The sequence below is a fragment of the Streptococcus oralis subsp. tigurinus genome, from assembly GCF_002356415.1.
Taxonomy (GTDB): domain Bacteria; phylum Bacillota; class Bacilli; order Lactobacillales; family Streptococcaceae; genus Streptococcus; species Streptococcus oralis_F.
In genome coordinates, this window is record NZ_AP018338.1 from 1,413,129 (window position 1) to 1,437,468 (window position 24,340).

General features: G+C 40.9%; 32 protein-coding genes and 1 pseudogene. 12 read left to right on the forward strand and 21 right to left on the reverse strand.

The annotated features are described in order from the left end of the window. Positions 1-54 precede the first annotated feature (54 nt). From STO1_RS07160 to nrdR, 7 genes are all read right to left on the reverse strand, one after another. Positions 55-651, reverse strand: a complete 597-nt coding sequence (locus STO1_RS07160) for a LemA family protein (protein WP_000812473.1) — start codon at positions 649-651, stop codon at positions 55-57. Positions 652-801: 150 nt separating this feature from the next. Continuing rightward, entirely contained in the window at positions 802-1,653 is an 852-nt protein-coding gene (locus STO1_RS07165; RefSeq protein WP_084938970.1) for a TPM domain-containing protein, read from the reverse strand. 228 nt (positions 1,654-1,881) lie between these two features. Continuing rightward, the gene (der, locus tag STO1_RS07170) at positions 1,882-3,192 is read right to left on the reverse strand and encodes a ribosome biogenesis GTPase Der (RefSeq protein WP_096422612.1); all 1,311 of its coding nucleotides are present in this window, start codon (positions 3,190-3,192) and stop codon (positions 1,882-1,884) included. A gap of 13 nt (positions 3,193-3,205) precedes the next feature. After that, entirely contained in the window at positions 3,206-3,919 is a 714-nt protein-coding gene (locus STO1_RS07175) for an NADPH-dependent oxidoreductase (protein ID WP_096422614.1), read from the reverse strand. Next, complete coding sequence (gene dnaI, locus STO1_RS07180) at positions 3,916-4,812, reverse strand: primosomal protein DnaI (protein ID WP_096422616.1); 897 nt, start codon at positions 4,810-4,812, stop codon at positions 3,916-3,918. Before dnaI ends, STO1_RS07175 begins: the two co-directional genes overlap by 4 nt. Then, positions 4,813-5,976, reverse strand: a complete 1,164-nt coding sequence (locus STO1_RS07185; protein ID WP_096422618.1) for a DnaD domain protein — start codon at positions 5,974-5,976, stop codon at positions 4,813-4,815. After that, entirely contained in the window at positions 5,977-6,450 is a 474-nt protein-coding gene (gene nrdR / locus STO1_RS07190; protein WP_001203678.1) for a transcriptional regulator NrdR, read from the reverse strand. A 139-nt stretch (positions 6,451-6,589) separates the two neighbouring features. Here nrdR and STO1_RS07195 point away from each other — a divergent pair, with 139 nt between their 5' ends. From STO1_RS07195 to STO1_RS07205, 3 genes are read left to right on the forward strand one after another with little or no spacing between them, the layout of a single operon-like run. Next, positions 6,590-6,955: a GntR family transcriptional regulator gene (locus tag STO1_RS07195; RefSeq protein ID WP_096422620.1), complete on the forward strand. Its 366-nt coding sequence runs from the start codon at positions 6,590-6,592 to the stop codon at positions 6,953-6,955. Positions 6,956-6,959: 4 nt separating this feature from the next. Next, the gene (locus tag STO1_RS07200) at positions 6,960-7,655 is read left to right on the forward strand and encodes an ABC transporter ATP-binding protein (RefSeq protein WP_009730458.1); all 696 of its coding nucleotides are present in this window, start codon (positions 6,960-6,962) and stop codon (positions 7,653-7,655) included. A 15-nt stretch (positions 7,656-7,670) separates the two neighbouring features. Beyond that, a complete protein-coding gene (locus tag STO1_RS07205; protein ID WP_096422622.1) occupies positions 7,671-8,399 on the forward strand; it encodes a hypothetical protein in 729 nt (242 codons plus the stop codon). A gap of 33 nt (positions 8,400-8,432) precedes the next feature. On the opposite strand, the gene STO1_RS07210 is transcribed toward STO1_RS07205, so the two are convergent. Together STO1_RS07210 and STO1_RS07215 are read right to left on the reverse strand one after the other, a co-directional pair. Continuing rightward, on the reverse strand, positions 8,433-9,128 hold the full coding sequence (locus tag STO1_RS07210; protein ID WP_001288935.1) for an LrgB family protein: 696 nt from the start codon (positions 9,126-9,128) through the stop codon (positions 8,433-8,435). Continuing rightward, complete coding sequence (locus STO1_RS07215) at positions 9,125-9,499, reverse strand: CidA/LrgA family protein (RefSeq protein ID WP_057517355.1); 375 nt, start codon at positions 9,497-9,499, stop codon at positions 9,125-9,127. The genes STO1_RS07210 and STO1_RS07215 overlap by 4 nt, the downstream gene beginning before the upstream one ends. Positions 9,500-9,695: 196 nt before the next feature. On the opposite strand from STO1_RS07215, the gene STO1_RS07220 reads away from it, so the two are divergent. From STO1_RS07220 to STO1_RS10005, 5 genes and pseudogenes are all read left to right on the forward strand, one after another. Next, a complete protein-coding gene (locus STO1_RS07220; protein ID WP_045616782.1) occupies positions 9,696-10,076 on the forward strand; it encodes a MarR family winged helix-turn-helix transcriptional regulator in 381 nt (126 codons plus the stop codon). Positions 10,077-10,174: 98 nt separating this feature from the next. Then, positions 10,175-10,396, forward strand: a complete 222-nt coding sequence (locus tag STO1_RS07225; RefSeq protein WP_007521148.1) for a DUF4649 family protein — start codon at positions 10,175-10,177, stop codon at positions 10,394-10,396. Between the two features lie 15 nt (positions 10,397-10,411). Beyond that, the gene (trxA, locus tag STO1_RS07230) at positions 10,412-10,726 is read left to right on the forward strand and encodes a thioredoxin (protein ID WP_001029581.1); all 315 of its coding nucleotides are present in this window, start codon (positions 10,412-10,414) and stop codon (positions 10,724-10,726) included. Positions 10,727-10,928: 202 nt separating this feature from the next. After that, a pseudogene (locus STO1_RS07235) lies at positions 10,929-11,114 on the forward strand (7-cyano-7-deazaguanine synthase); the annotation flags it as partial. 3 nt (positions 11,115-11,117) lie between these two features. Beyond that, complete coding sequence (locus tag STO1_RS10005; RefSeq protein WP_419865682.1) at positions 11,118-11,279, forward strand: DUF7687 domain-containing protein; 162 nt, start codon at positions 11,118-11,120, stop codon at positions 11,277-11,279. A 528-nt stretch (positions 11,280-11,807) separates the two neighbouring features. Here STO1_RS10005 and STO1_RS10010 read toward each other — a convergent pair. The 3 genes from STO1_RS10010 to STO1_RS07250 form a co-directional block, all read right to left on the reverse strand. Next, positions 11,808-11,981 carry a DUF2513 domain-containing protein gene (locus STO1_RS10010; RefSeq protein ID WP_080619118.1) on the reverse strand — a complete coding sequence of 58 codons (174 nt, stop codon included), beginning with the start codon at positions 11,979-11,981 and terminating at the stop codon, positions 11,808-11,810. Then, on the reverse strand, positions 11,978-12,220 hold the full coding sequence (locus tag STO1_RS10015; RefSeq protein WP_080619117.1) for a DUF2513 domain-containing protein: 243 nt from the start codon (positions 12,218-12,220) through the stop codon (positions 11,978-11,980). The genes STO1_RS10010 and STO1_RS10015 overlap by 4 nt, the downstream gene beginning before the upstream one ends. Positions 12,221-12,883: 663 nt before the next feature. Continuing rightward, a complete protein-coding gene (locus tag STO1_RS07250) occupies positions 12,884-13,825 on the reverse strand; it encodes a cell wall-binding protein (protein ID WP_007521142.1) in 942 nt (313 codons plus the stop codon). A 316-nt stretch (positions 13,826-14,141) separates the two neighbouring features. Here STO1_RS07250 and queC point away from each other — a divergent pair, with 316 nt between their 5' ends. From queC to queF, 4 genes are read left to right on the forward strand one after another with little or no spacing between them, the layout of a single operon-like run. Further along, positions 14,142-14,795, forward strand: a complete 654-nt coding sequence (queC, locus tag STO1_RS07255; protein WP_096422624.1) for a 7-cyano-7-deazaguanine synthase QueC — start codon at positions 14,142-14,144, stop codon at positions 14,793-14,795. After that, complete coding sequence (queD, locus tag STO1_RS07260) at positions 14,795-15,238, forward strand: 6-carboxytetrahydropterin synthase QueD (RefSeq protein WP_007521140.1); 444 nt, start codon at positions 14,795-14,797, stop codon at positions 15,236-15,238. The genes queC and queD overlap by 1 nt, the downstream gene beginning before the upstream one ends. Next, complete coding sequence (gene queE / locus STO1_RS07265) at positions 15,231-15,947, forward strand: 7-carboxy-7-deazaguanine synthase QueE (protein ID WP_007521137.1); 717 nt, start codon at positions 15,231-15,233, stop codon at positions 15,945-15,947. Before queD ends, queE begins: the two co-directional genes overlap by 8 nt. A gap of 18 nt (positions 15,948-15,965) precedes the next feature. Continuing rightward, a complete protein-coding gene (queF, locus tag STO1_RS07270) occupies positions 15,966-16,457 on the forward strand; it encodes a preQ(1) synthase (protein WP_096422626.1) in 492 nt (163 codons plus the stop codon). Between the two features lie 57 nt (positions 16,458-16,514). Here the strand turns inward: queF and STO1_RS07275 are convergent, their stop codons facing one another. The 9 genes from STO1_RS07275 to STO1_RS07315 all read right to left on the reverse strand — a co-directional run bounded on the left by STO1_RS07275 (position 16,515) and on the right by STO1_RS07315 (position 24,327). After that, a complete protein-coding gene (locus STO1_RS07275; protein WP_096422628.1) occupies positions 16,515-17,183 on the reverse strand; it encodes an MIP/aquaporin family protein in 669 nt (222 codons plus the stop codon). Positions 17,184-17,292: 109 nt separating this feature from the next. Then, positions 17,293-18,084 (reverse strand): DUF2785 domain-containing protein, encoded by a 792-nt coding sequence (locus STO1_RS07280; RefSeq protein WP_096422630.1) that lies wholly within the window; start codon positions 18,082-18,084, stop codon positions 17,293-17,295. Between the two features lie 61 nt (positions 18,085-18,145). Next, positions 18,146-18,928, reverse strand: a complete 783-nt coding sequence (locus STO1_RS07285) for a deoxyribonuclease (RefSeq protein ID WP_096422632.1) — start codon at positions 18,926-18,928, stop codon at positions 18,146-18,148. Between the two features lie 28 nt (positions 18,929-18,956). Then, positions 18,957-20,753: an oligoendopeptidase F gene (pepF, locus tag STO1_RS07290; protein ID WP_096422634.1), complete on the reverse strand. Its 1,797-nt coding sequence runs from the start codon at positions 20,751-20,753 to the stop codon at positions 18,957-18,959. Positions 20,754-20,763: 10 nt separating this feature from the next. Next, a complete protein-coding gene (locus STO1_RS07295) occupies positions 20,764-21,507 on the reverse strand; it encodes a 16S rRNA (uracil(1498)-N(3))-methyltransferase (protein WP_096422636.1) in 744 nt (247 codons plus the stop codon). Between the two features lies 1 nt (position 21,508). Continuing rightward, positions 21,509-22,459: a 50S ribosomal protein L11 methyltransferase gene (gene prmA, locus STO1_RS07300; protein WP_096422638.1), complete on the reverse strand. Its 951-nt coding sequence runs from the start codon at positions 22,457-22,459 to the stop codon at positions 21,509-21,511. Then, positions 22,438-22,839 (reverse strand): hypothetical protein, encoded by a 402-nt coding sequence (locus tag STO1_RS07305; protein ID WP_096422641.1) that lies wholly within the window; start codon positions 22,837-22,839, stop codon positions 22,438-22,440. Before STO1_RS07305 ends, prmA begins: the two co-directional genes overlap by 22 nt. Continuing rightward, the gene (locus STO1_RS07310; RefSeq protein WP_038804954.1) at positions 22,836-23,264 is read right to left on the reverse strand and encodes an NUDIX hydrolase; all 429 of its coding nucleotides are present in this window, start codon (positions 23,262-23,264) and stop codon (positions 22,836-22,838) included. The genes STO1_RS07305 and STO1_RS07310 overlap by 4 nt, the downstream gene beginning before the upstream one ends. Position 23,265: 1 nt before the next feature. Next, positions 23,266-24,327, reverse strand: a complete 1,062-nt coding sequence (locus STO1_RS07315) for a site-2 protease family protein (protein ID WP_096422643.1) — start codon at positions 24,325-24,327, stop codon at positions 23,266-23,268. Between the last annotated feature and the right edge of the window lie 13 nt (positions 24,328-24,340).

Here is a 24,340-nt window from a genome sequence, read left to right on the forward strand (position 1 = left end):
TTTGAAATCACTAGTCATACTAGAGAAATTCCTTTATTCATAGGCTGATTCACTTTATTGACTGGATGAAGAGGTTCCAAAATCGACCTTAGGAACTGTCTTGGCTTCTTCTGTTTCTTTAAAGGTTTCAGCTTCTTTGAAGTTCATCATATTCGCAAAAAGCACGGTTGGAAAACTTCTCAACTTTTGATTGTACTCAGCTGCAACCTTATTATAGTCCTTGCGTGCTACAAAAATACGATTTTCACTGCCTGAAAGTTCGACCATTAGTTGCTCAACATTTTGATTGCTCTTGAGTTCTGGATAATTCTCCGTCAAGGAAATCAAGCGGGAAAGAGCTGAGCTCAACTCTCCCTGAGCCTTTTGGTTTTCTTCCGATGTCACTGAGCTACTACCGATTTTAGCTCTAGCATCAGCAATCTTGGTAAAGACTTCGGTTTCATGATTCATTTGTCCTTTAACGGACTCCACCAAGTTACCAATCAAGTCCGAACGACGTTGGAGGGCTGTCGAGACATCGGCCTGAGCCTGCTCCACTTTAGTCTGTTCACCAACCAGACCATTATAGGTCGTCACTGCGGAACAACTTCCCAGAACTAGTAGTCCAAAAAAGATCGCCACTATTGAGAGAATTACTTTATTTTGTTTCATATCAAAACCTTAACACTTTCTTTTATCAACTTTTCTGAGAAAATACTCAGATTTTAAATCAATTTCCCAAACTTTGTTTTTATTTTTAATTAAGGAGTGAACTGTTGCAAAGGAATCACCTTACTGTATGGAGAAGCAATATATGATCACTCACCAGTCATCAGACGAACCACCGCCATCAAAGCCACCGCCGTCCCAGCCTCCAGATGAGTCGGAGCCTGAGTCAGACCAAGAAGATCCTGAATCTGATGAGTCACCGCCCCACCAGCCACCGCCAGAATCATCTCCATGTGAACCGCCACCACGGCCTCCAGATATAAATCCGATAATCATAACGATGAAGTAAATGAGAATTCCAAATCCGATAACTCCGTCGCTCGAACTGCTTTTTCGGTTCCGTTTTGAAGATTGACTCTCAGCTGTATACTTTTCAATTTCTCTTAGACGACTAGAATTAGTAGCATAGTCGTAACTACTTCTAGAACTTGAAGAAGTCGTACTCGATCCACTATAAAACATGTAGTTGAGATTGTTTGCTATAGAAAGAACTCCATTGCTGTAGTCTCCCTTTTGAAAGTAAGGTCGTGCTGTTTTCAAAAATCTATTGGTCTGATAGTCTGTGATTTTACTGGCCACATTATTGCTTGTTTCAATCCGTGATTTTCTATCCTCAACAGCGACCACAATCAAGGCGCCGTTGTTGTCTCCCGAGTAGCCAATCTTCCAAGCTCTAGCTGTTTCGTTGGCTACAGTTTCGATTGTTTCTCCATCCAGGCTTTTCACAACGTAAACGCCCATCTGGAATTTTTCTGCTTTTTGACTATTTACCTTATTCAAGCCTTGGATCAGTCTGATTGTATCATCAGTCAGATAGTGATTGGGATCATAGATTCCGTACTCAGGTTTTTCAGGTGCTGTGAATGCTGACAAGAAGAGAAAGACCATCAGCAACCCAAGCAAGCGAACCAACAAACTATGTTTAAATAATCTGCCTTTTTTCATAATAACCTCCCTGATAAAGGAAAATTGATTTAAGGAATTATAGCATTTTGATTTTTACAAAAAAAGTGCATTTTCATTACAAATAGATTACAAAAGCTAGGAAAATGATTGAAATTTGATGACAGATTCTCCTCCAATTTGATAGGTTCTTTTCTCCCTTTTTAGATAGAAAAAAAGAAGACTATGAAGTCTTCTTTTAAGTTATTCTTATTGGAAAATAAGCAAGGGTTACTTGCGTTTTCTTGCAATCAAGTGAATCGGTGTTCCCTCAAAGACAAAGGCCTTTCGGATTTGATTTTCTAAGAAACGCAAGTAAGAGAAGTGCATGAGTTCTTCTTCATTGACAAAGATGACAAAGGTTGGTGGCTTGGTTGCCACTTGGGTTGCGTAGAAAATCTTGAGGCGTTTTCCTTTGTCTGTCGGTGTTGGATTGATAGCAATGGCATCCATAATCACATCGTTCAAGACTGCTGATGAGATACGGGTGTTTTGACTTTCACTGATTTGCTTGATCATCTCAGGCAGTTTATGGAGACGTTGCTTGGTAAGAGCGGATACAAAGACAATCGGTGCATAAGGCAGATATTGGAACTGCTCACGGATATCCTCTTCCCATTTCTTCATGGTGTGGTTGTCTTTCTCAAGGGTATCCCACTTATTGACCACGATGATCATCCCTTTACCGGCTTCATGAGCAAAACCTGCGATACGCTTGTCGTACTCACGAATACCTTCTTCGGCATTGAGGACCATCAAGACCACGTCAGAACGGTCAATAGCACGCATGGCACGCATGACAGAGTATTTCTCCGTATTTTCATAGACTTTACCAGACTTGCGCATACCAGCTGTATCAATCATGGTAAACTCTTGTCCATCCGTATCTGTAAAGTGGGTATCAATGGCATCACGCGTTGTTCCAGCTACTGGACTAGCAATGACACGATCTTCCCCCAAAATAGCGTTGATCAAACTTGATTTTCCAACGTTTGGACGGCCAATCAAGCTGAATTTGATCACGTCTGGATTTTCTTCTTCAACTTCATTTGGTAGATTTTCCACGATGGCATCAAGCACATCCCCTGTTCCGATACCGTGGACAGACGAAATTGGCAGGGGTTCGCCTAATCCTAGCGCATAGAAATCAAAGATATCATTTCGCATTTCTGGGTTGTCAACCTTGTTAACGGCAAGGATAACAGGTTTATGGGTTTTATAGAGTTTACGGGCAACGTATTCATCCGCATCCGTAATTCCTTCTTTCCCAGACACCACAAAGACGATGACATCAGCTTCTTCCATAGCAATTTCTGCTTGGTGCTTGATTTGCTCCATAAAGGGAGCATCGACATCGTCAATCCCTCCCGTATCAATCATACTAAAGGAACGATTGAGCCACTCACCCGTTGCATAGATACGGTCACGTGTCACGCCCTCGACATCTTCTACGATTGAAATTCGCTCACCAGCGATCCGATTAAATAGGGTTGATTTCCCAACATTGGGACGTCCCACAATGGCAATAGTTGGTAAGGCCATGTTTTCTCACTTTCTACAATAACTTTTTCTGTTCTAGATTCTTCCGAGTTGAACGAGGTTCGGCTTGGCCAAACTGCTCTGCCAAACGTTGACTCCAAGAGGTCGTCGCACGCGCACCAGCATAGTCTGCCTGAACTTGATCATAGTCCAAAATCGCTGCTACGGGCTGTTCTTGGTATTCTTCTTCAAATACCACTTGGTTCAAAGGTAGTCTTGGTTTGACCTCATGTTGTTGATTTGGCACGCCAAGGGCAATCCCAAAAACAGGGTAGGTATAGTCAGGCAGGTTAAAAAGCGCTGCCACTTCTTCTGACTTGTAACGGACCAAACCGATGATAACACCACCATATCCCAGACTCTCTGCTGCAAGCAAGGTGTTTTGGCCAGCAAGAGCCGCGTCCACAGACGTGATAAGGAGACCTTCCACTCCTTGAGGTTGGAAAGTGTCCGTATGAAGGCTTGCTCCCTTTTCCGCTCGATTCAAGTCACCGACAAAGAGCAAAAAGGCTGCTGACTGGCGAATGGCTTCCTGGGGAACTAATTCATAAAGAGCATCTTTCTTCTCTTGACTGCGCACAAGAATCACAGAATAGGATTGGAAATTTTTCCAAGATGACGCCATTTGCCCAGCAGTCAAAATCTCGTCCAAGTCTGCTTGAGGAATTTCTTGCTCCTTAAAGCGACGAACTGAAGTATGAGATTTCATCAGTTTAATGGTTTCTGTCATCGGCGATTTTCTCCTTCTAGTCTCGTTTCCTCTGCTAAATAACGGATTCGTTCCATGACCCGTCTAGCTTCCCAAGTCTCATCATTTCCATTCTTTCCTTTGGCAAAATGTTTTTCCAAATCTTGGAAATTAAAGTTGGAAGTAAAGAAGGTCGGCAAATCTTCCTGCATACGATACTGGAGAATAACTTGGAGAATCTCATCACGCACCCAAGGGGTAGACTGTTCTGCACCAATATCATCCAAGACCAAGACTTCTGCTAACTTGATTTCATCCACCAAGGTCTTCACAGATCCTTCACCGATGGCATTTTTTACATCAATGACAAAGCTGGGATAGTGGAGAATGGTTGTTGAAGCACCACGTTTTTCAGATAGGTCATGAGCAAGAGCCGCCATCATGAAACTCTTACCGACACCAAAATCTCCATAAAGATAGAGACCTTTTCGGATACTAGGGTAAAGGTCAACAAAGGCATAGAGTCTCTCAAAGATCGGCAAACGGCCTAGATCATCCAGGTCAATCTGAGCCAATTTCGCTTTCTTGAGACTTGCTGGTAGATTGATCAACTTGAGACGACTCTTGATTGCCGCCTCTTTTTCAGCCGCGATTAGTTCTGGTGTTTCTTCATAAGATACATCTGCATAGCCGTGATTCATAACCAAGATAGGCTTGTAGCCACGCGCTATATAGTCAGCATCCCCACGAAGAAACTTATCCCGTTCTGTGATATATTGGTTGAACTTGGAAATGCTGCGATTTAACTCCTCTGGACTGAGGGATTCTTTCTGGATAAAAGCCGCTACATCAGGGTCCTTCATGATCTGCTGGACCAAGTCTTGATACTGAAAACGACTTGTCTGACGTTTGATTACATCACCAACACTTTCCATCTAGTCTCCTCCTTCTTCTAATCGGGCTAACATTTCTTGTTTTTTGCGTTCTAGTTCCAGACGAGTTTCCTCACTGGTTTGATTCTTGTATTCTGGATTGCTCCACTTGGGAACATTGGTCTTAGTCGAGCTAGTTTTCGATTTTTGGTCTTCCTGACCTTTTTGCTGACGCTCTCGAATCCGAAGCACGGCTTCCTCTGCTGTCCGAATTTTTTGATAAGCATAGTCATTTGCGACCTTCATGGCATATTTTTCATTAACATTAGCCGAATCAACCTTGTTAAAGGTTAGAAGCAAGACGATATTGATGACTTCGTCCAACAAGCCTAAAGATGCCATCTGGTGAAGGAGTTCTCTTTCACTTTGGGTGATGTTTCCCTTACGTGTTTGCTTGATTTCGGCTAAAAATTCCAGGGGAGTTTTATTTTTGGCTTCCCTGATAATGGTCATTTCTTTGGGGCTAAAGTCAGAAGATGCTGGCTTTTGCGCAATCTTTTCACGCATGCGTTTGACTGAAATAACCTGAGCCACCGCTGTCGCCTTAGCTAATTGATAGGTTTCAAACCAGGTCCATTTTTTTTCATCTGCGATGGCAAACAATTCCAAAACATCCGCCTGCTCGTCTTTAAAACGCAAGCCATCTCGAGCCATCAGCCGCTGAAAATGTTCCAAGTCAAAATCATTTTTTAACTTGCTTTTAGACTCGATTGGTGTCACTTCTTCAGTCAGGGTTGGAAAGACTTGACTCAAAGCAACCGAGAGTGCTTCTCCCTCACTTGGAGCCTGCTGCATAGCAGAAACAGCTGTATCCCCAATCTTTTTCTCTAATAATCTGCTATAGACAGAATGACTTAGAAATTCCTGACTGGAGAGGGGAGGATGAAGCTGTAATTCATAGGTTTCTCCCTTTTGATAAAGGGTCAACAAATCCAAGGCAGACAAGACTTTGAAGGATTGGAGCAAGGTCGGCATGCCAAAGTTCAAATGGTTGAGGATATGAGAAAAGAGGTGTTCCTTCTGCCCACCATCCCAAAAGGTAATGGCATATAGATAGAGGCTCAGTGCCTCCTGACCGATAATCGGGAGGTAGCACTGCACCAGAGAAGAGGTATCTTGTGACACCCGATTATTCTTTAGAAAAGAAAAACGGTCATTTGGCTTCATTTACTTTTCCTTTTTCTTTTTTGAGGACTGGGTGATCTGCTGGAGCAGACTCTCCAACTCACTCACATCCTTAAAGCTACGATAAACACTGGCAAAACGAACATAGGTAATCTCATCCAGCTCTGCCAATTCTTCCATGACTAAAGATCCAATATATTCACTTTGGATCTCATTCTCACTGCGACTACGGAGTTTTTGCTCGATACGATTGACCACCATGTTGATTTCATCACTTGACACAGGACGCTTCTGGGCTGAACGGATAATCCCATTAAAGATTTTATCTCTCGAAAACTGTTCTCGCGTACCGTCTTTTTTGACGACAACTAGCGTTCTTTCTTCTACTCGTTCATAGGTTGTAAAACGATGCTGACACTCGTCGCACTCACGTCTTCGACGGATGGTATTTCCTTCTTCGGCTTGTCGACTATCAACAACACTAGACTTGGTAGCCCCACATTTTGGACAACGCATGCATTTCCCTCCTTGTCGTTTTCTTTTCATTATACCATTTTTTGAGCAATTCCCAAAACAATTCTTATTTTTACTTGACAAGTTTTTTGTTTTATTGTATTATTTGATTAGAACAAAAAGACATAGAAAGGAGACTATGATGTCCTGGTCATTTGATAATACAAAACCCATTTATTTACAGATTATGGAAAAAATTAAACTACAGATTGTTTCCCATGAACTGGAACCCAACCAACAGCTCCCAACCGTAAGAGATTTGGCGAGCGAGGCTGGGGTCAATCCCAATACCATCCAGCGCGCCTTGTCTGACCTTGAACGTGAAGGATTTGTATACAGCAAGCGAACAACTGGTCGTTTTGTCACCGAGGATTTGGACCTCATCGTTCAGTCCCGCAAACAACTTTCCGAAGAGCAACAGCAACACTTCGTCTCTTGCATGCTTCAATTTGGCTACAAAAAAGAAGAACTGCCAAATGTATTAAGCGACTATATTAAAGGAGTTTAAGACTATGACACTACTAGCACTTGAAAATGTATCAAAATCATATGGAGTAACTGCGGCACTTGACAATATCTCACTAGAGATCTCAGCTGGAAAGATTGTCGGGCTCCTCGGACCAAACGGATCCGGAAAAACAACCCTGATCAAACTGATCAATGGCCTCCTTCAGCCAGATAAAGGACGTGTTCTCATTAACGGACAGGATCCAAGTCCTGCTACCAAGGCGATTGTCTCTTATCTACCAGACACAACTTATCTCAATGAGCAAATGAAGGTTAAAGAAGCCCTTACTTACTTTAAAACCTTCTATCAGGATTTCAATCTTGAACGCGCCCAACATCTGCTTGCAGACCTTGGCATTGATGAAAATAGTCGCTTAAAGAAATTATCAAAAGGAAACAAGGAGAAGGTCCAACTAATCCTCGTTATGAGCCGTGAAGCCCGCCTCTATGTTCTTGACGAACCAATCGGAGGTGTGGATCCAGCTGCCCGTGATTATATCCTCAACACCATCATCAACAACTATTCCCCAACTTCTACAGTCCTGATTTCAACCCACTTGATTTCAGATATTGAGCCAATCTTAGATGAGATTATCTTCCTCAAAGATGGAAAAGTCGTTCGCCAAGGAAATGTTGATGATATTCGTTACGAGTCAGGTGAATCAATTGACCAGCTCTTCCGCCAGGAATTTAAAGCCTAAGCAAAGGAGATTATTATGTTTTGGAATCTAGTTCGTTATGAATTTAAGAATGTCAATAAATGGTATTTAGCGCTCTATGGAGCTGTGCTTGCAATTTCAGTTTTAATTGGAGCTTTTCTTGGTAGTCTTAGCCAGAGTTACAATTCTAACAATGCTGTTTATTTCATCTTCTTTTTGGTACTAGTCTTTGGAGGACTCAGCGTCACTCTTTGGATTGCAACAATCTTTTTAATCATCCGAAGATTCAAGGGGAGTGTTTATGACCGCCAAGGGTACTTGACCCTGACTTTACCTGTCTCTGAGCATCAAATCATCATCGCAAAACTTTTAGGTGGTCTTGTCTGGTCCATCTTAAGCTATATCGTCTTTATCTTGAGTGTAATGATTATCTTCTTCTTAACACCAATAGAAAAAGACTTCACTGTCCTCTATAACTTCATTTCCCCTTACCTCAGCTACGGCTGGCTGTATGCCCTATCACTATTTGTCAGTTCGATTACATGGATTTTATCCATTTACCTCTCCATCTCAATCGGACAACTCTTTAATGAGTATCGAACAGCTATGGGAATTCTAGCCTATATCGTCATTGCCATCGTCATTGGTTATGTTTCTCTCTTCTTCCGAATTGAAAATGACTTTAACATGATGATTGGTACAGAAATCTTGCGCGATCTCTTTTTATCGGCTATCTACTATCTCGGTACCTACTATATTTTGAAAAACAAGGTTAATTTGCAATAAAAAACGCCCAGCTTACAAGAGCTGGGTTTTGCTTTAACTCAATATCAAACTGGCTACAATAGGGCTAACAAAAACATAGAGAATACCGGTGACACCGATGGCCAAGCCACCCATGGCTCCTGCTACCGAGCCGTATCGAAAGGCTGTTCCTGTTCCGACTGCATGACCTGTTCCACCGAGGGAAAGACCAACTGCCACTGGGTCGTCAATTTTCAACCACTTCAAAAGGGTTGGACCGATGACACTGGTTAAAATCCCAGTCGCCACTACAACCACCAAGGTCACGGTCGTCAGACCTTGCAATTTTTCTGTTATTCCCACTGCCATAGCAGTTGTTACTGACTTGGGAAAGAGAGAAATGGCTAGGAAAAAGTCCATGCCAAATATTTTCGCCACTATGGCGGTGAAGCTAGTATTGACAACTACTGCTAGCAGACTACCAAAGAGAATACTCCGAGCATGGTGCTTCATCAAGTGAAAACTCTTATAAAGCGGAATCCCTAGAGCCACTGTCGATGGGACAATCAAATTATTCAGATAAACCCCACCTTGGTAATAATCTTGATAAGAAATCCCCGTCGCCTTAAGGAAAATAATGATAAAAATAGCCGACAACAGCAAGGGTGTTGTCAATGGATGTGGAAAACGTCTGTAAATCAGCATTCCCACTAGATAAGCTAGGATAGATAATGCAATCCCAAACAGAGGATTCGATACAAATTCACTCATTTGGCATCTCCTTTCTCATAATCTCCCTCAAATCGTCTCTTGATAAACTGAACCACTAGGGCGATGAGGATAATGTTGATGACAGCCGCAAAAAAAACAATCAAAACGATGGGCAAGAGATAAGGAGCAATCACATCGAACTTTTCCATGATTCCCACTGCTGGCGGCAAAAAGAGAATGGTCATATTGGCCAGCAGAAAATTCCCCACCATGTTGACATGCCTGGTCCTTAACCACTTGAACTGCAGGGCTAGAAAGAGAATCATCAAGCCGATAATACTGCCTGGGATGGGCAGATGAAAGAAACTGGAGATTCCCTCACCGATCAATGAAATCACAAAGAGAATCATTAATTGAACATATAATTTCATTCTAAACTCCACGAAATAGACTTCTTGCATACCAGTTTACTCTTTTTTCAGAAAATTTCAAGGAAATATCGAAATTCTTCTTTCTTGCAAGGATTAGTTAAAAGTAGTATAATCATTGCATGCGCAATCATCTTGTGTTACAAAGATAATCAGTAATGACTTTGTGATTTTTACTTTTAAAAGAAAGGAGAAAGCAATGACCTATTTGGAAAAGTGGTTTGACTACAACCACCGTCAAAAAGAAATGGAAGCCTTGTTGGAAGAAACTATTGCCCAGCAGAGTGAACAAAGGTTGACCTTGAAAGAGTTTTACCTGCTCTACTATCTGGACCTAGCTGATGAAAAATCTTTACGACAGATTGACCTGCCAGATAAACTCCATCTCAGCCCGAGCGCTGTTTCTCGAATGGTGGCACGATTAGAAGAGAAAAACTGTGGCTTGCTTAGTCGCAGATGTTGCGATCAGGATAGACGAGCAAGTTTTATCTGTCTGACTGACGAGGGACAAACCACCCTAGCTTACCTGCAAAAAGCCGTCGAAGAAAGACTGGAAATGAGTCTTGATTTCATTTCTTAATCAGATTTTTTAAAAAAGTTGCGTGCGCAATCATTTTTCTTGACATTCTTTTTTACAAGGAGTAAAATAAAGTCATCATTAAACAAAGGAGTTATAAAATGATTGAAATTACCTATCTAGATGCCAGCAAGAATGAAAGAACTGTTACCTTCGATTCTTATGAAGACTTTGATCGTTCACAACAGGCTTGCCTTATCGGTATCGCAGACTACTACCCTGTCCAAAAATTAACTTACAACGGTCATGATTTGGACTACCATGGGACTTACGGAGATATCTTCTTCTATCTCAAGAAACAAGATTTAAGCCAATATAACTAAAAAAGGAGAAATACAATGGCAAAAGCAATTACAGATGCAACATTTGAACAAGAAACAAAAGACGGTTTGGTTTTGGTAGATTTCTGGGCAACTTGGTGTGGTCCATGTCGTATGCAAGGTCCAATCTTGGACAAATTGTCTGAGGAACTTTCAGAAGATGTCTTGAAAATCGTTAAAATGGATGTTGATGAAAATCCAAACACGGCTCGTGCTTTTGGAATCATGTCTATCCCAACCCTTCTCTTCAAAAAAGACGGCCAAGTGGTGAAACAAGTTGCAGGTGTTCATACTGCAGAACAAATCAAGGCCATCGTTGCTGAATTGAGCTAATCACACTAGAGACCAAGTGCTTCATTTGGTCTCTTTTTTCTTGCCCTTTGCCATTTTTCAAAAAATATGCTAGACTGTAGGTAGAATATTACGATGTTTGGGACATGCCATCGCTAAAAAAAACCTCTACTTGGTATTTTTTAGCTCCCCTCAAGGGAGCTTTTTGCGTGCTCTGAACATTTCCCATTTTAGAAGGAGTACTATGAAACGTCATTCAGCCTTGGTCGTCTTTAGCGGCGGTCAAGATTCCACAACCTGCCTCTTTTGGGCCAAAAAACACTATGAAACAGTCGAAGCCGTCACCTTTGCCTACGGCCAACGCCATCATCTCGAAATCCAAGTTGCTAGAGAAATCGCTAAGGAACAAGGAATTCGTCATCATGTATTATTTATAGACTCATACCATACGTGGTGGAAACAAGGTAAATCTTATTTATGTAGGCTTGTTGACGTATTAAATATTGGCCTTGTGGATGAAGTAATAATAGGTAAAGAAGTACTACAAAGATGGCCGGAATTGTTGAGTGAAATAATTCAAGATACTCCTACTTGAAAATTATAATTCTGACTTTTCCATTGATTTTACATTTTAATTTAAAATAAAAAGAGATAAGAATTTGAACTGCATCCCAAAAGTTAGACAAAAAATCTAACTTTTGGGGTGTTTTTTTTGTTACACTATATTTTACAATTTATCCAAAAAAGGTAGAGTTTGAATTGAAATACAGTGCAATATATTGCATTTGGCAAAAAGAAAAAACGCTTGAAATCAGCGTTTTTCTTATGTATTGATTCGTATTGAATGCTTACTTCACTTCTGTAAAAATTAACTTATACTCTTACAAAGCTTATTCTGATAGACTTTATAAGCGTCTGCGGAAAAAAGGTAGAGAAAAAGGTAGAGATTCATACAGTGTCTAGATTTTCCAAAAATACTTTATTAAACTTAAAACCTGGTTTGACACGGTTTGATTTCAAGTAATCTATAAATAACTTTACATCAAAATTTAGCAGACTAGTACTGCTTTTTTATTTCAAAAAAATTGAATAAATTTGTTTGGAATAGGGAAATTTATTATTCCTATAAAGAGCCATCTAAATATTTACTTAGCTGAGAATTTATAAAACTGGTTGCTACACTTTTAATTACTTCCAAAGTCATAGGTAGAGCATTTTCTTTGATATTAGTCTTAGTCCTATTCCACATAGTGTTTTCTCTTATTTTATCTAGAAAATCATGCCCCTCCCAAGTCAAAGCACCGACACTAAAAAATAGATTCCATCATTAGCATACGTTGGTTTATAACTTTTTATTAATCCTGCTTCAAACAACAAGTCGCAATGATAGGCTATTGTCTCTATATCATATCCGTCAATTTGTAAATTAGACAACCCAGTTGATCTATATTCATCCTCAATTTTAAAAAGTATCAAACGATATAAATCCATATCTCTCTTCATCTTAATAATCTCTACACAGTAACATATATTCATAGTGTACAACTTATTAATAGAAGGGTCAAGTGGTAAATCAGTGGATTTTATCCAAATATATACAGTTCTTTTTTCCGAAAAAATTTATATTTTTCGGAAAGTTAATAAAACCTTTGAACTTGAACATAAATAATGACTCTATAAGAGGAGGTTTTTATATTTTTTATGATCAAAATCAGTTAGTTCAAAGAAGTTGATCGTTTCATTATTGTTTACCTAATTTGGACTATTAAGTTGTATAACATGATTAATCTGAGGATTAGTTGATTTTTAAAACGATGATTTTATGACATAGAGTAGCTAGATATGAATTAAGGATGACGGTTTTAAGTGGAAAAAGAAACGAGTATATTTCAGAGTGATGAGTTTGATGATTATTATAGAAGTGTATTAAATGGTGGTAAATATGTTAATCCCGATTGTAGGGAAGACATTGATACACCCTACTATAATTTTTTAGCAGAATAAAGAAGAAATTGAAATCCTATATTTCTTGATATAAAGCGACTCTAAAGGATTTAGTTTCACCTTAATTTGTCAGTGACCTTTAAAATTTTTTTAATCCATATACTTACTTCCTAAAATCATAGATCGTACCATTATTCTCAAAGTAAAAAAGACCCCAAAAGTTAGAAATAATCCAACTTTTGAGGCGTTAATCAATTAAGGCTCATTATTGATAACAGAGCCACCACTACTGAATGTATAAGAAACACCGTCTATAATTAGAGTTTTATTACTTGCAAATGCACCACCATCGTTAGGATCTGCATAATATCTACTTCCGTTAAACTCAAGCCAACCCGTTTTCATCTCAAAAGTAACTGGGTCGAAATAATATTGTTTTCCATCTAATAATATCCACCGACCTACAAATGCCTTACCAAATTCGTCAAAGCAATACGTTTTCCCATCTATCGTTTGCCAACCTGACAATCGTTCTCCACTTTCTGGGTCGTAATAATACCATATTGATTTACCATTTGAATCTTCTAATAACACCCAACCCGTTTTCATATCACAATTAACTGGGTCAAAATAATAAAATTTTCCGTCTATTTTGTGTGAGCCTTTAAGTGCAGAATATTTAAAGTAATACCATTTCCCATCTATATTTTTCCAACCTTCTGGTAGTGCTCCGCTGACAGGATCGAAATAATACCAACTTGGATCAGGAGTTTCTAATAACATCCAACCCGTTTTCATCTCGTAAGTAACTGAGTCAAAATAATATTGTTTTCCACCTATATTATGCATACCCCCGCGTAGACCATCTGAATAAAGGTAATACCATTTCCCATCTACATTTTGCCAGCCTGTTTTTAAATCACCATTCACTGGATCGTAATAACTCCATTGTTTTACTAGTTTGCCTCCACTAGTATACTCATCTAATTGCCAGCCAGTTACCATATATCCTCTGTTATCAAACCTATACCATTTTCCGTCAATTTCAGTTCGAGCACCTCTGATATAATACGAACCATTAGGGTATGTATACCACCAACCAATATTATCTCTATGCCAATCAGCCTTTACTTGAGACATTGGAATTAAAAGCGATATCACAATCGCACTAGCAAGCAATAGCTTATTTTTTTTCATTTTCTTTCCCTCCTTGCGCAATCTTTATATCCGCTTTCATTGTACCATGTTTATCACTATTAATCAACTGATGTCAAGATATAGGAAGCTCACTATCAATGAATTCAAGAAATAACTTAAAATTAATAAAAGAGGCACTTAGGTCTCTTTTTTCTTGCCCTTTGCCATTTTTCAAAAAATATGCTAGACTGTAGGTAGAATATTACGATGTTTGGGACATGCCATCGCTAAAAAAAACCTCTACTTGGTATTTTTTAGCTCCCCTAAAGGGAGCTTTTTGCGTGCTCTGAACATTTCCCATTTTGGAAGGAGTACTATGAAACGTCAATCAGCCTTGGTCGTCTTTAGTGGCGGTCAAGATTCCACAACCTGCCTTTTTTGGGCTAAAGAACACTATGAAGCAGTCGAAGCTGTCACCTTTGCCTACGGCCAACGCCATCATCTCGAAATCCAAGTTGCCAAAGAAATCGCTAAGGAACAGGGTATTCGTCATCACATCCTAGATATGTCTCTGCTGGGACAAATCACTGAAAATGCGCTGACCTCTGATATGGAAATCGAGCAAAAAGAGGGAGAGGTTCCCAATACCTTTGTTGACGGTCGCAACCACCTCTTTCTTTCCTTTGCAGCAGTTCTTGCCAAACAACTTGGTATTAAAGACATCGTGACAGGTGTCTGCGAGACAGATTTCTCAGGCTACCCTGACTGCCGGGATATCTTTGTCAAATCCCTTAATGTTACTCTCAACCTTGCCATGGATTATGACTTTGTTATCCAAACACCTCTCATGTGGCTTGACAAGGCTGAAACTTGGGAATTAGCCGACCAACTCGGTGCCTTTGACTATGTTCGTGAAAAGACCTTGACCTGCTACAACGGAATTATCGGAAGTGGCTGTGGAGATTGCCCAGCCTGCCACCTACGTCAGCATGGTTTAGATGTTTATCTTTCACAGAAAGGAGAGGGCTAATGTTTTTCGCACCTAAAGAAATCAAACAGGAAACTGGGGAGTCTCTCGTCTACAATCCTCACAGAACCTTAGTTTCAAAAGAATTCACTTTCGACGCTGCCCACCACCTCTTTCACTATGAAGGAAAATGCAAATCCCTGCACGGACACACTTATCGTCTGCAGATTGCTATTAGTGGATTTTTAGATGAACGTGGCATGACCTACGATTTTGGAGACATCAAAGCTATCTACAAGGACTACTTAGAGCCCCATTTGGATCATCGCTATCTCAATGAAACCCTGCCTTATATGAACACGACTGCTGAAAATATGGTTTACTGGATTTTCCAAACTATGAGTCAAGAGTTGCCAGACGAGCGCGGTCTCCGTTTGGAATACGTTCGCCTCTATGAGACTCCGACCGCCTTTGCAGAGTTTAGACGGGAGTGGTTAGATGACTAGGGAACGTGTCCTCAAACTACCAGTTCTGGAAATTTTTGGTCCAACCTTTCAAGGTGAAGGCCGTGCTATTGGGCAGAAAACCATGTTTGTCCGCACTGCAGGTTGCGACTACCACTGCGACTGGTGCGACTCTGCCTTTACTTGGGATGGTTCTGAAAAACCAACTCGTATGACAGCTGACGAGGTCATTGCTGCCTTGGATAAATTGGGGACCTACGACTATGTAACTCTATCTGGGGGAAATCCTGCTATCCTAGCAGCCAACATGGCCGAGCTGGTCACCAAACTCAAGGAACGTGGTGTCACTCTGGCTGTTGAGACCCAAGGCTCCCGCTGGCAAAATTGGTTAAAAGATATCGACCAAGTCACTCTGAGTCCCAAACCTCCTTCATCCAAGATGGAAGTCAACTTCGAAACCTTAGACTTTATCGTTTCCCAACTAGATCCAGACAAGGTCACCTTTAAAATCCCTGTCTTTGATGATGCCGATTTAGCCTTTGCCAAAGGGATCCAAGAACGTTACCAGCCAGATGTCCTCTTCTTATCAGCAGGAAATCCTGAGCCCAAGGCTACGGGTAATATTGTCCAAGACCAACTAGATCGCCTCAAAGAACTCTGGGAACGTGTCGCTGCTGACGATAGCTGGGGCAATGTCCGCGTCCTTCCTCAACTCCATACCCTCCTCTACGACAACCAACGTGGTGTTTAAAATTAGAAAGAAAAAATCATGTCACAACAAGAAGAAATGAAAAACCTAAGCCTACTGGGCAACAAAGAAACTACCTACATTTTTGACTATCAACCAGAAGTCCTCGAATCCTTTGACAATCGTCATGTGGAAAATGACTATTTCATCAAATTCAACTTTCCTGAATTTACTTCCCTGTGCCCAATCACCGCTCAGCCAGACTTTGCGACCATTTATATTTCCTACATTCCTGACAAGCTCTGCGTCGAGTCAAAATCCCTCAAACTCTATCTCTTTAGCTATCGAAATCATGGGGATTTTCACGAAAACTGTATCAACACTATCGGGAAAGACTTGGTTAACTTGCTCGACCCTCGCTATTTAGAAGTCTGGGGAAAATTCACTCCGCGCGGGGGCATTTCAATCGACCCTTACTACAATTACGGTAGACCTGGAACTAAGTATGAAGGATTGGCAGAACAACGCCTCTTTCAACACGACCTTTATCCAGAGAAAATTGACAACCGCTAAACAGATACGAAAAAGCCCTGTTCCTCAAACTGAGGAGCAAGGCTTTTTGAATTTCAATTATTCTTCTGTTCCAAGGAAGTTTTTAGCAACAAGGGCTGCAAGAATACCACCAACGATTGGGGCAAGGATGAAAATCCATACTTGTTGAAGGGCTGCGCCACCTACCAAGACAGCAGGAGCCAAGCTACGAGCTGGGTTTACTGAAAGTCCAGTGATGTTCAATCCCACAAGGATCAAGGCTGTCAATGACAAACCGATTACCAAACCAGCGATTGCGCCATTACCTTTGCTTGCTGAAGTGACAGTCATAATAACTAGGACAAACAAGAAAGTTGCGATGACTTCAAACAAGAATCCACCAAAGACAGTGACACCGTTTGCCAAGGCATTTTCACCAAGACTAGCAGTTGACATGCCTGAGTTAGACAAGAGGAAGAATACTGCAGCTGACGCAAGGAAAGCTCCAACTACTTGTCCAAGTATGTAGTTTACAAGCTCAGAAGATGACAAACGTTTGTTTACAAACATAGCGATCGAAACCGCTGGGTTCAAGTGAGCACCTGAAATCGTCCCAATTGAGTAAGCTGCAACTACGATTGCCAAACCAAAAGCAAGAGCAATCCCAAGGTGCCCAACACCTTCAACACCATTCCCAAAAACAACAGCTCCTGTTCCGATGAACACAAGCATAAATGTACCGATTAATTCAGCAACAAATTTTTTCATGATAAGTCTCCTTTTTTCAAACTAAGTATTAGTCTATCAAAAGAAGCAAAGGGTTTCAAGAAAATTGACTGGAAAGTTATTTAAAAATCATGAAACGACTCGCTTGGACTTAGTATTGAAAGGATTGAATCGCTTCTTTCAAGGCATCTTGTAAACTATTTTTCTGATCAAGTTGGATATACACTTCCAACAGACTGGATCTGAAATTGGAAAATTTATAAAAATCTTCCCTCTCTTCTATTGGAAAATCAACCGTTTTTATCCAAGAAGCTACTTGTTCTTGCCCTAATTTCACTTGCAAAATGGGTTCATAAAGTACTCTCGCTAACCGCCAATCCTCATCATTTGTAAAACGAATGGTAATTCTTTTAAATAGTTGACCCAGTACATCAAATGCTTCAGAAACTCTGTTACTAGGAGAATCTGGATGACAAACGACTTCAGTCAAGAGATCCGCTCCATGTGCAAAAGCGTGAACCCAACCATACTGACTTGAAAAACCTGTCGTATCCTTTTCTTTTTTAAGGTAATACAAACCTTGAGATAGCATAGCATTTCTTATATCAGTTTTTAAACCTTTATAGAAAAGAGAGTGTTCGTTACCATCTGCAGACAAAAGATTGGCATAAATAAGCGCCCTAAAAGAACGTTTAAGAGTCGAAACTCCTCTACTATCAATCTCTTTGTATAGACCTTCATCAGAGGAGACCTCTTCTGAGATAAACTGAAACTGCTCAAGGGAAAACAACTCTTCTTGAATCCCCCTAGCCAAACTCGTAAAAACAAGTTCATCTCGAATTTCTGGAGAGGGATCTCCCAAGTGCTCAAGCAGCCACTGAATTTCTTCTCGACTATAGCTTGGTTTTTCTTCTATCACTTTTCTTTGTAATTTTTTACGCATCTCTAGCACCTCTACATTTCTAGTAACTTATCAAAAAGTCATCCGAAGATGACTTTCTTTCTTATTCTGTTTTTGATGGACGTTTTCCTGCAGCAATTGCATCTGCCTCTGTCATCTCAACAACGTTGGCTTTATTCGTTTTTGAAGGCATTCTATCCTTACTATACCAATAAACTTTTGATTTCCCATGGTCTGCAACATAGACAATTCTATCTTGCTGTTGAGCTTTGGTTTCAACTTCACGCGCAGCTCTTTTTTCTTCTTCTTTTTGAGAAATTAACGACTCAACTGCACCTATTCTATCAAGCAACTCTGTCTTTTTGTCGTTATTTTCAATCTGATTAACTGTCTCTTTAGCAGACTTCACTTGACTCGCATCTTGACTTTCCTCCAATTGTTTGACTAAGGTTTCACCTTTTTCTTGCAACTCCTTTGCAGCTTTTTCTTTAGCAATTCTCTCTTCTTCTGCTTTTTCTTTAGCTTTTTTCTCTTCTTCGATTCGTTTTGCTTCCTCTATACTAGATGAAGTATCCGTGGTTGAAGCTGTCGAAGTAGTAGATGTCGCAGTCTGCATAGTTTCTGATTGAGAAGATGAAATTTTCTTTGTGACTGTTGGAGTTTGAAGAGCAACTGCAACAAAACTGACAATGAAAATCCCGATCATTAGATTTCTTTTTCGAATATCTGGTGCTTTCTTTACAAAATACCAAATACCAACTCCGCTCAAAACAAGATAGAGAGTAGGCAAAGCAAGCAATAAAATGATTCCCAACAAAACTAGACCAATTTTGATAAAATGCATTCTTTGGGGATCTTGCTCTAGCCATTCTTTGATTCTATTCATATTTTTCTCCTAAAACTCTGTCCAACCTTTACTCTCCCAACTCAGCACTGTAAGCGATAATCTGGTCAACTGTGTCAGACAAGAATTGGATGGTATCACGGAGTGGTTTATCTGTTGAAATATCCGCTCCGATAATCATGGCTGACTCAAGTGGTGTCTTGCTACCACCTGATTTAAGGAGATTGAGCCAATCTTCAGCTCCAGTTTCTGAATGTTTCAAATGAAGGTACCCCGCAGTCGAGATAACAAGTCCAGCTGAGTAGGTGTAACTATACAATCCCATGTAATAGTGAGCTTGGCGCATCCAAGTCAGAGCTGCATCATCATCAATCTCAATGGCATCTCCCCAGAAATCCGTCAAGACTTCCTTCATAATGCTGTTAAGTTTGCTTGCTCCGAAGGTTTCTCCTTCTTCAATCAATGTATAAACCTTACGCTGGAAGGCTGCTTCCAAGAGGTGGGTGATAAAATTATGGAAGTAGGTGTCTGTCAAGCGATGAGCAAGAGCGAAGCGTTTTTGACGTGGATCATCAGACTGGTGCTCCAAGTAGTCACTGAGAAGCAATTCATTGAAGGTTGATGGCGCTTCGACATAGTAAGTAGACATGTGGGCATTGAAGTAACTTTGGTGATTATCTGAAAAGATGAATTGACCAGAATGCCCGATTTCATGAATCAAGGTATAAACATCGCTCAAACGACCAGTCCAGCTCATGAGGACATAAGGGTGCACGCGATATGGATCCGCCGCATAACCACCAGAATCCTTGCCACTATTAGCAGCGAAGTCCACCCAGCGTTCTTCTTGATAGCGCGCAACTTCCTGACAATATTCTTGTCCCAAAGGTTCTACTGACTTCATGACCAAATCATAGGCGTCATCAATAGTCACTTCAGGATTCAGGGCGCTGTCCAAGTCCAATTTCCAGTCTGCAAAGGTCATCTTTTCAAGACCATTCACCTTGGCAACATGCTTGAGGTATCTCTGAGCAACTGGCGCAAAATCCTTCATGATGAGGTCAATCTGGCGGTCAAACATGGCACGGTCAACTTCTTGCTCAGCTAGGAGATAATCAAAGACTGAGTCATAGCCCTTCATATCAGCCAATAGTTTTTCAGACTTAACTTGGGCTAAATAGGCTGCAGCTGCCGTATTTTGATGCTTACGGAGTCCCTCTGAGAAGGAGCGGAAAGATTTCTCACGAACCTCAGCGTCCTCGTGGTTTTGGTAGAAATTCTCATAGGTAACAAAGCTGTTTTTATAGGTCTTGCCATGGGCTTCAAAGTCAGCCATTTCAAAGTCCCCAGCTCGCATCTTAGTGTAAATGTCCTGTGGACTGTAGAAAACTTCTCCCAGATTTGTCAAAGCCTTCTCCACATCAGCCCCTAGGTAGTGGGCTTTTTTGATTTTGGCCTGACGAATGGCTGCCGTCAAGTGAGGCAATTTACCCAAACGGTCCAAGACCTCCTCGTCTGCAGCCACCAAGGCGTCGTCAAAGAAGGTCAAGGCTACGCTGGCATCAGTTTCAAATTCCATCCCAGCCTGGGCAATATTGGCAAATTCTTCATTGCTATAATCTGTCGTCTGAGGCATAAAGGCGTAATTGCCGATATGGCTCATCTGGATATAGATTTGTTCCAATTCCGTAAAGGCCTTCTCAAAATCCTCAAAAGTATGAAGATTGCCCTTGTAATCACGGCTAAATTGATTGATGTCTTCGCGCGTTTTCTCGATTGCACGCAAGAAATCCTCACGGTCTTGGTATAGGGCTGTTAAGTCCCAAAGTTCCTTTTCTGGAAATTCTGAACGGTGTTTTTGTTCCATTTTCTTCCTCTTATTTCTCTAATTCTACTAAAACACTAAGGACTGATAAGGCGTAAAGTGGTGCTGTTTCAGCTCGCAAGATGCGAGGACCAAGCCCTGCCAAGACTGCTCCTTTAGCTTCAAAACTTTCAATTTCTACTGGTGAGAGACCGCCTTCTGGACCAAAGATAAAGAGCAATTTAGCTCCTTTTTCAAGGCCAGTGACTGCTTGTAAGAGCGCAGCGGCTTCTCCCTCTTTTGCTGATTCTTCATAGGCCACTACAATAGAGTCAAACTGGTCAAACTGAGCTAGAAAATCTGCTTTTTTCTCGAAAAGCTGAATACTTGGAACGATATTACGCTTGCTTTGTTCGGCTGCTCCAAGGGCGATTTTTTCTAGTTTTTCGACTTTCTTGCCTAGTTTCTTGCCATCCCACTTGGCAACGGACCAGTCGGCAGGGAAGGCCCAGATTTGACTGGCTCCCAGCTCCGTCACTTTTTGAGTGATGAACTCTAGCTTGTCTCCCTTGGGAAATCCTGATGCGATGGTCACTTGGATTGGCAGTTCCACATTATCAACTAATTCTTCAACCAACTCAAACTGACGCGCTTCCACATCTATCACGCGCGCCAAACGCTTGACGCCATCATCAAAGACCAAGGTAACTTCATCATTTTCTTTTAAGCGCATGACCTGAAACATATGCTTGCTGGTTTCCTTGTCCCCGATAGTCACTGGAGAGATAGCACTGCCTTTTACAAAATACTGTTGCATGCTAGCCTCCAATCACACCTGAAATATCCTTAGTCTTCTTGAAGACACAGGCATTCCATTCCCCTTGAATCATGTGGGTTTCAAGGAAAAAACCAGCTGACTCAGCCGACTCGCGCACCATGTCCCACTTGTCCTTGATAATCCCACTCATGATCAGGTAGCCTTCATCCTTGACCAAACGATAAGCATCCTCTGTCAGATGAATGAGAATATCCGCTAAGATATTAGCCACAATGACATCTGCTTCAATCTCCACACCCTTGAGCAAATCTCCAGCAGCAACATGGATATTTTCCATGCTAGGGTTGAGCTCAATATTTTCCTGAGCCACACTAACTGCCACATCATCCAGGTCGTAAGCGAAAATTTCCTTAGCACCAAGTAGCGAGCTGGCGATAGAGAGGACACCTGAACCAGTCCCCACATCTAGCACCGTTTCGCCACCACGAAGAACCTGCTCCAAGGCAAAGAGGCTCATCTTGGTGGTTGGATGCGTCCCAGTCCCAAAGGCCATGCCTGGATCCAGTTTGATAATCTTTTCTCCAGCAGTCGCCTCATAGTCTGTCCAAGATGGCACGATGGTCAAATCATGAGTGATGCGAGCTGGCTCATAGTATTTCTTCCAGTTGTCTGCCCAGTCTTCCTCAGCCAAGTCAGTCGTGCCCATCTTGACCTCTCCTAGATCCATAAAATCAGTTAATTCTGCTAGGCGAGCCTGCAAGTCCGCCTCAACTACAGCTACATCAACCGTATCAGGGTAGTAGGCTGTCACCACGATTTCTTCTTGCTGCTCGACTTCAGGGAATATTTCACCAAAACGGTCGACATTCCCCACATAGTCCATACTGTCTTCGATCGCAACACCTTGCGCTCCTAGCTCAATCAAGAGATTGGAAACCAATTCCTCCCCCTCACGCTTCACTGTAACTTTTAACTCTTGCCATGTTTCCATTTTGAATCTTCCTTATTTTTCTTAAATTCTTCAATCACATCTGTATAGTGTTCTTTCATTGCACTATGAATCTGCTGTTTAAAAATACCAAACGTAAGATAATAAACAAATAGAACAATTCCTTCAAACAGTATCAGAAACAAAAAATATTCTGAAAATGAAAGTGTTTGATTATTCTCACCTTGTAAAGACAGAACATACAGCAACCCCCAGATAAGGGCCATAGAAATCCCAGCTACTTTCGTACCACCTTCTCTCTGCTTCTTTAACTTTAAATATTCCAAATAGATGAATGTAGCTTCTTCTCTAGAATATTGTCCAGTTTTTAGTTTGCGTTTAACTTCCTTATTTAACGTCGTTGTTGCAATTGCAAAAATCATTTTACTTCCTCCATATAATCCCTCACTCTATCCTGCAACTGGGGTACAACCTTATCTGAGCCAAGAAATTCCTCAATGCTCATCAACTTGTAGCCCTGCCCTTCGTTACCAAAGACGATACTGTCAAACTGTTCCTGAGCCAACTTCCCAACTAGAAAGACGGATTCCTTCCCCTCAAAAAGCATACTTGGATACACCTTACTCCAAAGCAGGCAATCTTCAGTCAGATGAATTCCCAGTTCTTCATAAACTTCACGCGCCGCGCACTCAAAAGGACTTTCATCGCCTTCTCGCCCGCCACCTGGCAATTCCCATGTATTAGGGTATGGAATGTTTTCCTTATCATCACGCAAGATAGTTAAAATCCTATCCTCACAAAACAGGGCAATTTTGCAACCTGTAAAATCAGAAATTTCTATTTCCATATCAGACTCCTTCGGATAATTCTTTCTCCAACTCTGCTAACCAGTTTTCATAATAACGTTTCTCATCCCGCACCAAACGGCTAGTCACCATGTTTTTTCTAGCAATTTTTATAGCCTTGTCAGTCTGATCCCTATCTTTCTTTACCAGAAATTGATACCATGCTTGCATTATCTGCGTATCTGCCATTTTTAGAGACAAAAAGGATTTAACTCCTCGATTACTTGCATACTCCTCTGCTTTTTCATGATCTCCTTCTAGCAAGGCAATTTGAAGAAGGTATAATTTGGAAAGAGTTTGAGACATCGGATTGTCTGTTTTATCTAATAAAGACTGAAAATGTTTTTGGGCAGTCTCTATCTGACCATCGAATATGAAATCTAGTCCCTGAAAGATCTGAATGCTTTCTGCAAAACTCCCTCTCGCATACTCAGCAACAGGCATGATAAAGTCTTTCAAATCATATTCTTGAGGAGCTAGTAAGGTCTGGGCAGAATGCCTCAATACCATATAGGCGTATTTGGTATTTTCAGGCTGTTGTAGCAATTCCCAGATTTTTGCTCCATCGGTAATCCCAACTGGCTTAGCATTGATGAGAAGAAAAGATAGATTTAGACAAATCCAAGTAGCTGCAAAATACCAGTTAGCTGTCAAAAAACCATACAATATCGCCAATAAAATCAAGACAAGATGAACCATCAAGCCTCCTGCAAGCATCAGGATGATTCTTTGGTCGCTTTCATCTTCTTTCAATCCAATATACTGAGCACCAACATTTTTCAGAACGGCTGTTCGGCTAAGATGAAACTTGCCTGACTTTTTGGTCAAAAGAAAGTTTCCTAATCCAAAAGCCACCAGGCGATAGCCTGTCAGGTAACCACAAAATGCATGACCTAGCTCATGAAGGATAAATATCAGATAAATGCTGAAAAAAGTAAATAGATAGCCTGGAACAAAGACTAAAGAAAAATCTAACTCTTTAAAGGCAATCGTCCCAAAAACAAATCCCAGCATTAAAAAAACAAAGGACAGACCGGAAATACAAGACAAGACTATTTTCTTCATATACTTTCTCCGC

Excerpts from the sequence above, each read along its gene's own strand:
- STO1_RS07275 (WP_096422628.1), bottom strand. The coding sequence starts at position 17,183 with ATGAAAAAATTTGTTGCTGAATTAATCGGTACATTTATGCTTGTGTTC.
- nrdR (WP_001203678.1), bottom strand. The coding sequence starts at position 6,450 with ATGCGTTGTCCAAAATGTGGGGCTACCAAGTCTAGTGTTGTTGATAGT.
- STO1_RS07165 (WP_084938970.1), bottom strand. The coding sequence starts at position 1,653 with ATGAAAAAAGGCAGATTATTTAAACATAGTTTGTTGGTTCGCTTGCTT.
- STO1_RS07160 (WP_000812473.1), bottom strand. The coding sequence starts at position 651 with ATGAAACAAAATAAAGTAATTCTCTCAATAGTGGCGATCTTTTTTGGA.
- STO1_RS07225 (WP_007521148.1), top strand. The coding sequence starts at position 10,175 with ATGATTGAAATTACCTATCTAGATGCCAGCAAGAATGAAAGAACTGTT.
- queE (WP_007521137.1), top strand. The coding sequence starts at position 15,231 with ATGACTAGGGAACGTGTCCTCAAACTACCAGTTCTGGAAATTTTTGGT.
- STO1_RS07285 (WP_096422632.1), bottom strand. The coding sequence starts at position 18,928 with ATGAATAGAATCAAAGAATGGCTAGAGCAAGATCCCCAAAGAATGCAT.
- queF (WP_096422626.1), top strand. The coding sequence starts at position 15,966 with ATGTCACAACAAGAAGAAATGAAAAACCTAAGCCTACTGGGCAACAAA.
- dnaI (WP_096422616.1), bottom strand. The coding sequence starts at position 4,812 with ATGGAAAGTGTTGGTGATGTAATCAAACGTCAGACAAGTCGTTTTCAG.
- STO1_RS07295 (WP_096422636.1), bottom strand. The coding sequence starts at position 21,507 with ATGCAACAGTATTTTGTAAAAGGCAGTGCTATCTCTCCAGTGACTATC.
- der (WP_096422612.1), bottom strand. The coding sequence starts at position 3,192 with ATGGCCTTACCAACTATTGCCATTGTGGGACGTCCCAATGTTGGGAAA.
- STO1_RS07315 (WP_096422643.1), bottom strand. The coding sequence starts at position 24,327 with ATGAAGAAAATAGTCTTGTCTTGTATTTCCGGTCTGTCCTTTGTTTTT.
- STO1_RS07200 (WP_009730458.1), top strand. The coding sequence starts at position 6,960 with ATGACACTACTAGCACTTGAAAATGTATCAAAATCATATGGAGTAACT.
- prmA (WP_096422638.1), bottom strand. The coding sequence starts at position 22,459 with ATGGAAACATGGCAAGAGTTAAAAGTTACAGTGAAGCGTGAGGGGGAG.
- queC (WP_096422624.1), top strand. The coding sequence starts at position 14,142 with ATGAAACGTCAATCAGCCTTGGTCGTCTTTAGTGGCGGTCAAGATTCC.
- queD (WP_007521140.1), top strand. The coding sequence starts at position 14,795 with ATGTTTTTCGCACCTAAAGAAATCAAACAGGAAACTGGGGAGTCTCTC.
- STO1_RS07215 (WP_057517355.1), bottom strand. The coding sequence starts at position 9,499 with ATGAAATTATATGTTCAATTAATGATTCTCTTTGTGATTTCATTGATC.
- STO1_RS07220 (WP_045616782.1), top strand. The coding sequence starts at position 9,696 with ATGACCTATTTGGAAAAGTGGTTTGACTACAACCACCGTCAAAAAGAA.
- STO1_RS07205 (WP_096422622.1), top strand. The coding sequence starts at position 7,671 with ATGTTTTGGAATCTAGTTCGTTATGAATTTAAGAATGTCAATAAATGG.
- STO1_RS07195 (WP_096422620.1), top strand. The coding sequence starts at position 6,590 with ATGTCCTGGTCATTTGATAATACAAAACCCATTTATTTACAGATTATG.
- STO1_RS07210 (WP_001288935.1), bottom strand. The coding sequence starts at position 9,128 with ATGAGTGAATTTGTATCGAATCCTCTGTTTGGGATTGCATTATCTATC.
- STO1_RS07280 (WP_096422630.1), bottom strand. The coding sequence starts at position 18,084 with ATGCGTAAAAAATTACAAAGAAAAGTGATAGAAGAAAAACCAAGCTAT.
- STO1_RS10015 (WP_080619117.1), bottom strand. The coding sequence starts at position 12,220 with ATGAATATATGTTACTGTGTAGAGATTATTAAGATGAAGAGAGATATG.
- pepF (WP_096422634.1), bottom strand. The coding sequence starts at position 20,753 with ATGGAACAAAAACACCGTTCAGAATTTCCAGAAAAGGAACTTTGGGAC.
- trxA (WP_001029581.1), top strand. The coding sequence starts at position 10,412 with ATGGCAAAAGCAATTACAGATGCAACATTTGAACAAGAAACAAAAGAC.
- STO1_RS07185 (WP_096422618.1), bottom strand. The coding sequence starts at position 5,976 with ATGAAGCCAAATGACCGTTTTTCTTTTCTAAAGAATAATCGGGTGTCA.
- STO1_RS07175 (WP_096422614.1), bottom strand. The coding sequence starts at position 3,919 with ATGACAGAAACCATTAAACTGATGAAATCTCATACTTCAGTTCGTCGC.
- STO1_RS07310 (WP_038804954.1), bottom strand. The coding sequence starts at position 23,264 with ATGGAAATAGAAATTTCTGATTTTACAGGTTGCAAAATTGCCCTGTTT.
- STO1_RS07250 (WP_007521142.1), bottom strand. The coding sequence starts at position 13,825 with ATGAAAAAAAATAAGCTATTGCTTGCTAGTGCGATTGTGATATCGCTT.
- STO1_RS07305 (WP_096422641.1), bottom strand. The coding sequence starts at position 22,839 with ATGATTTTTGCAATTGCAACAACGACGTTAAATAAGGAAGTTAAACGC.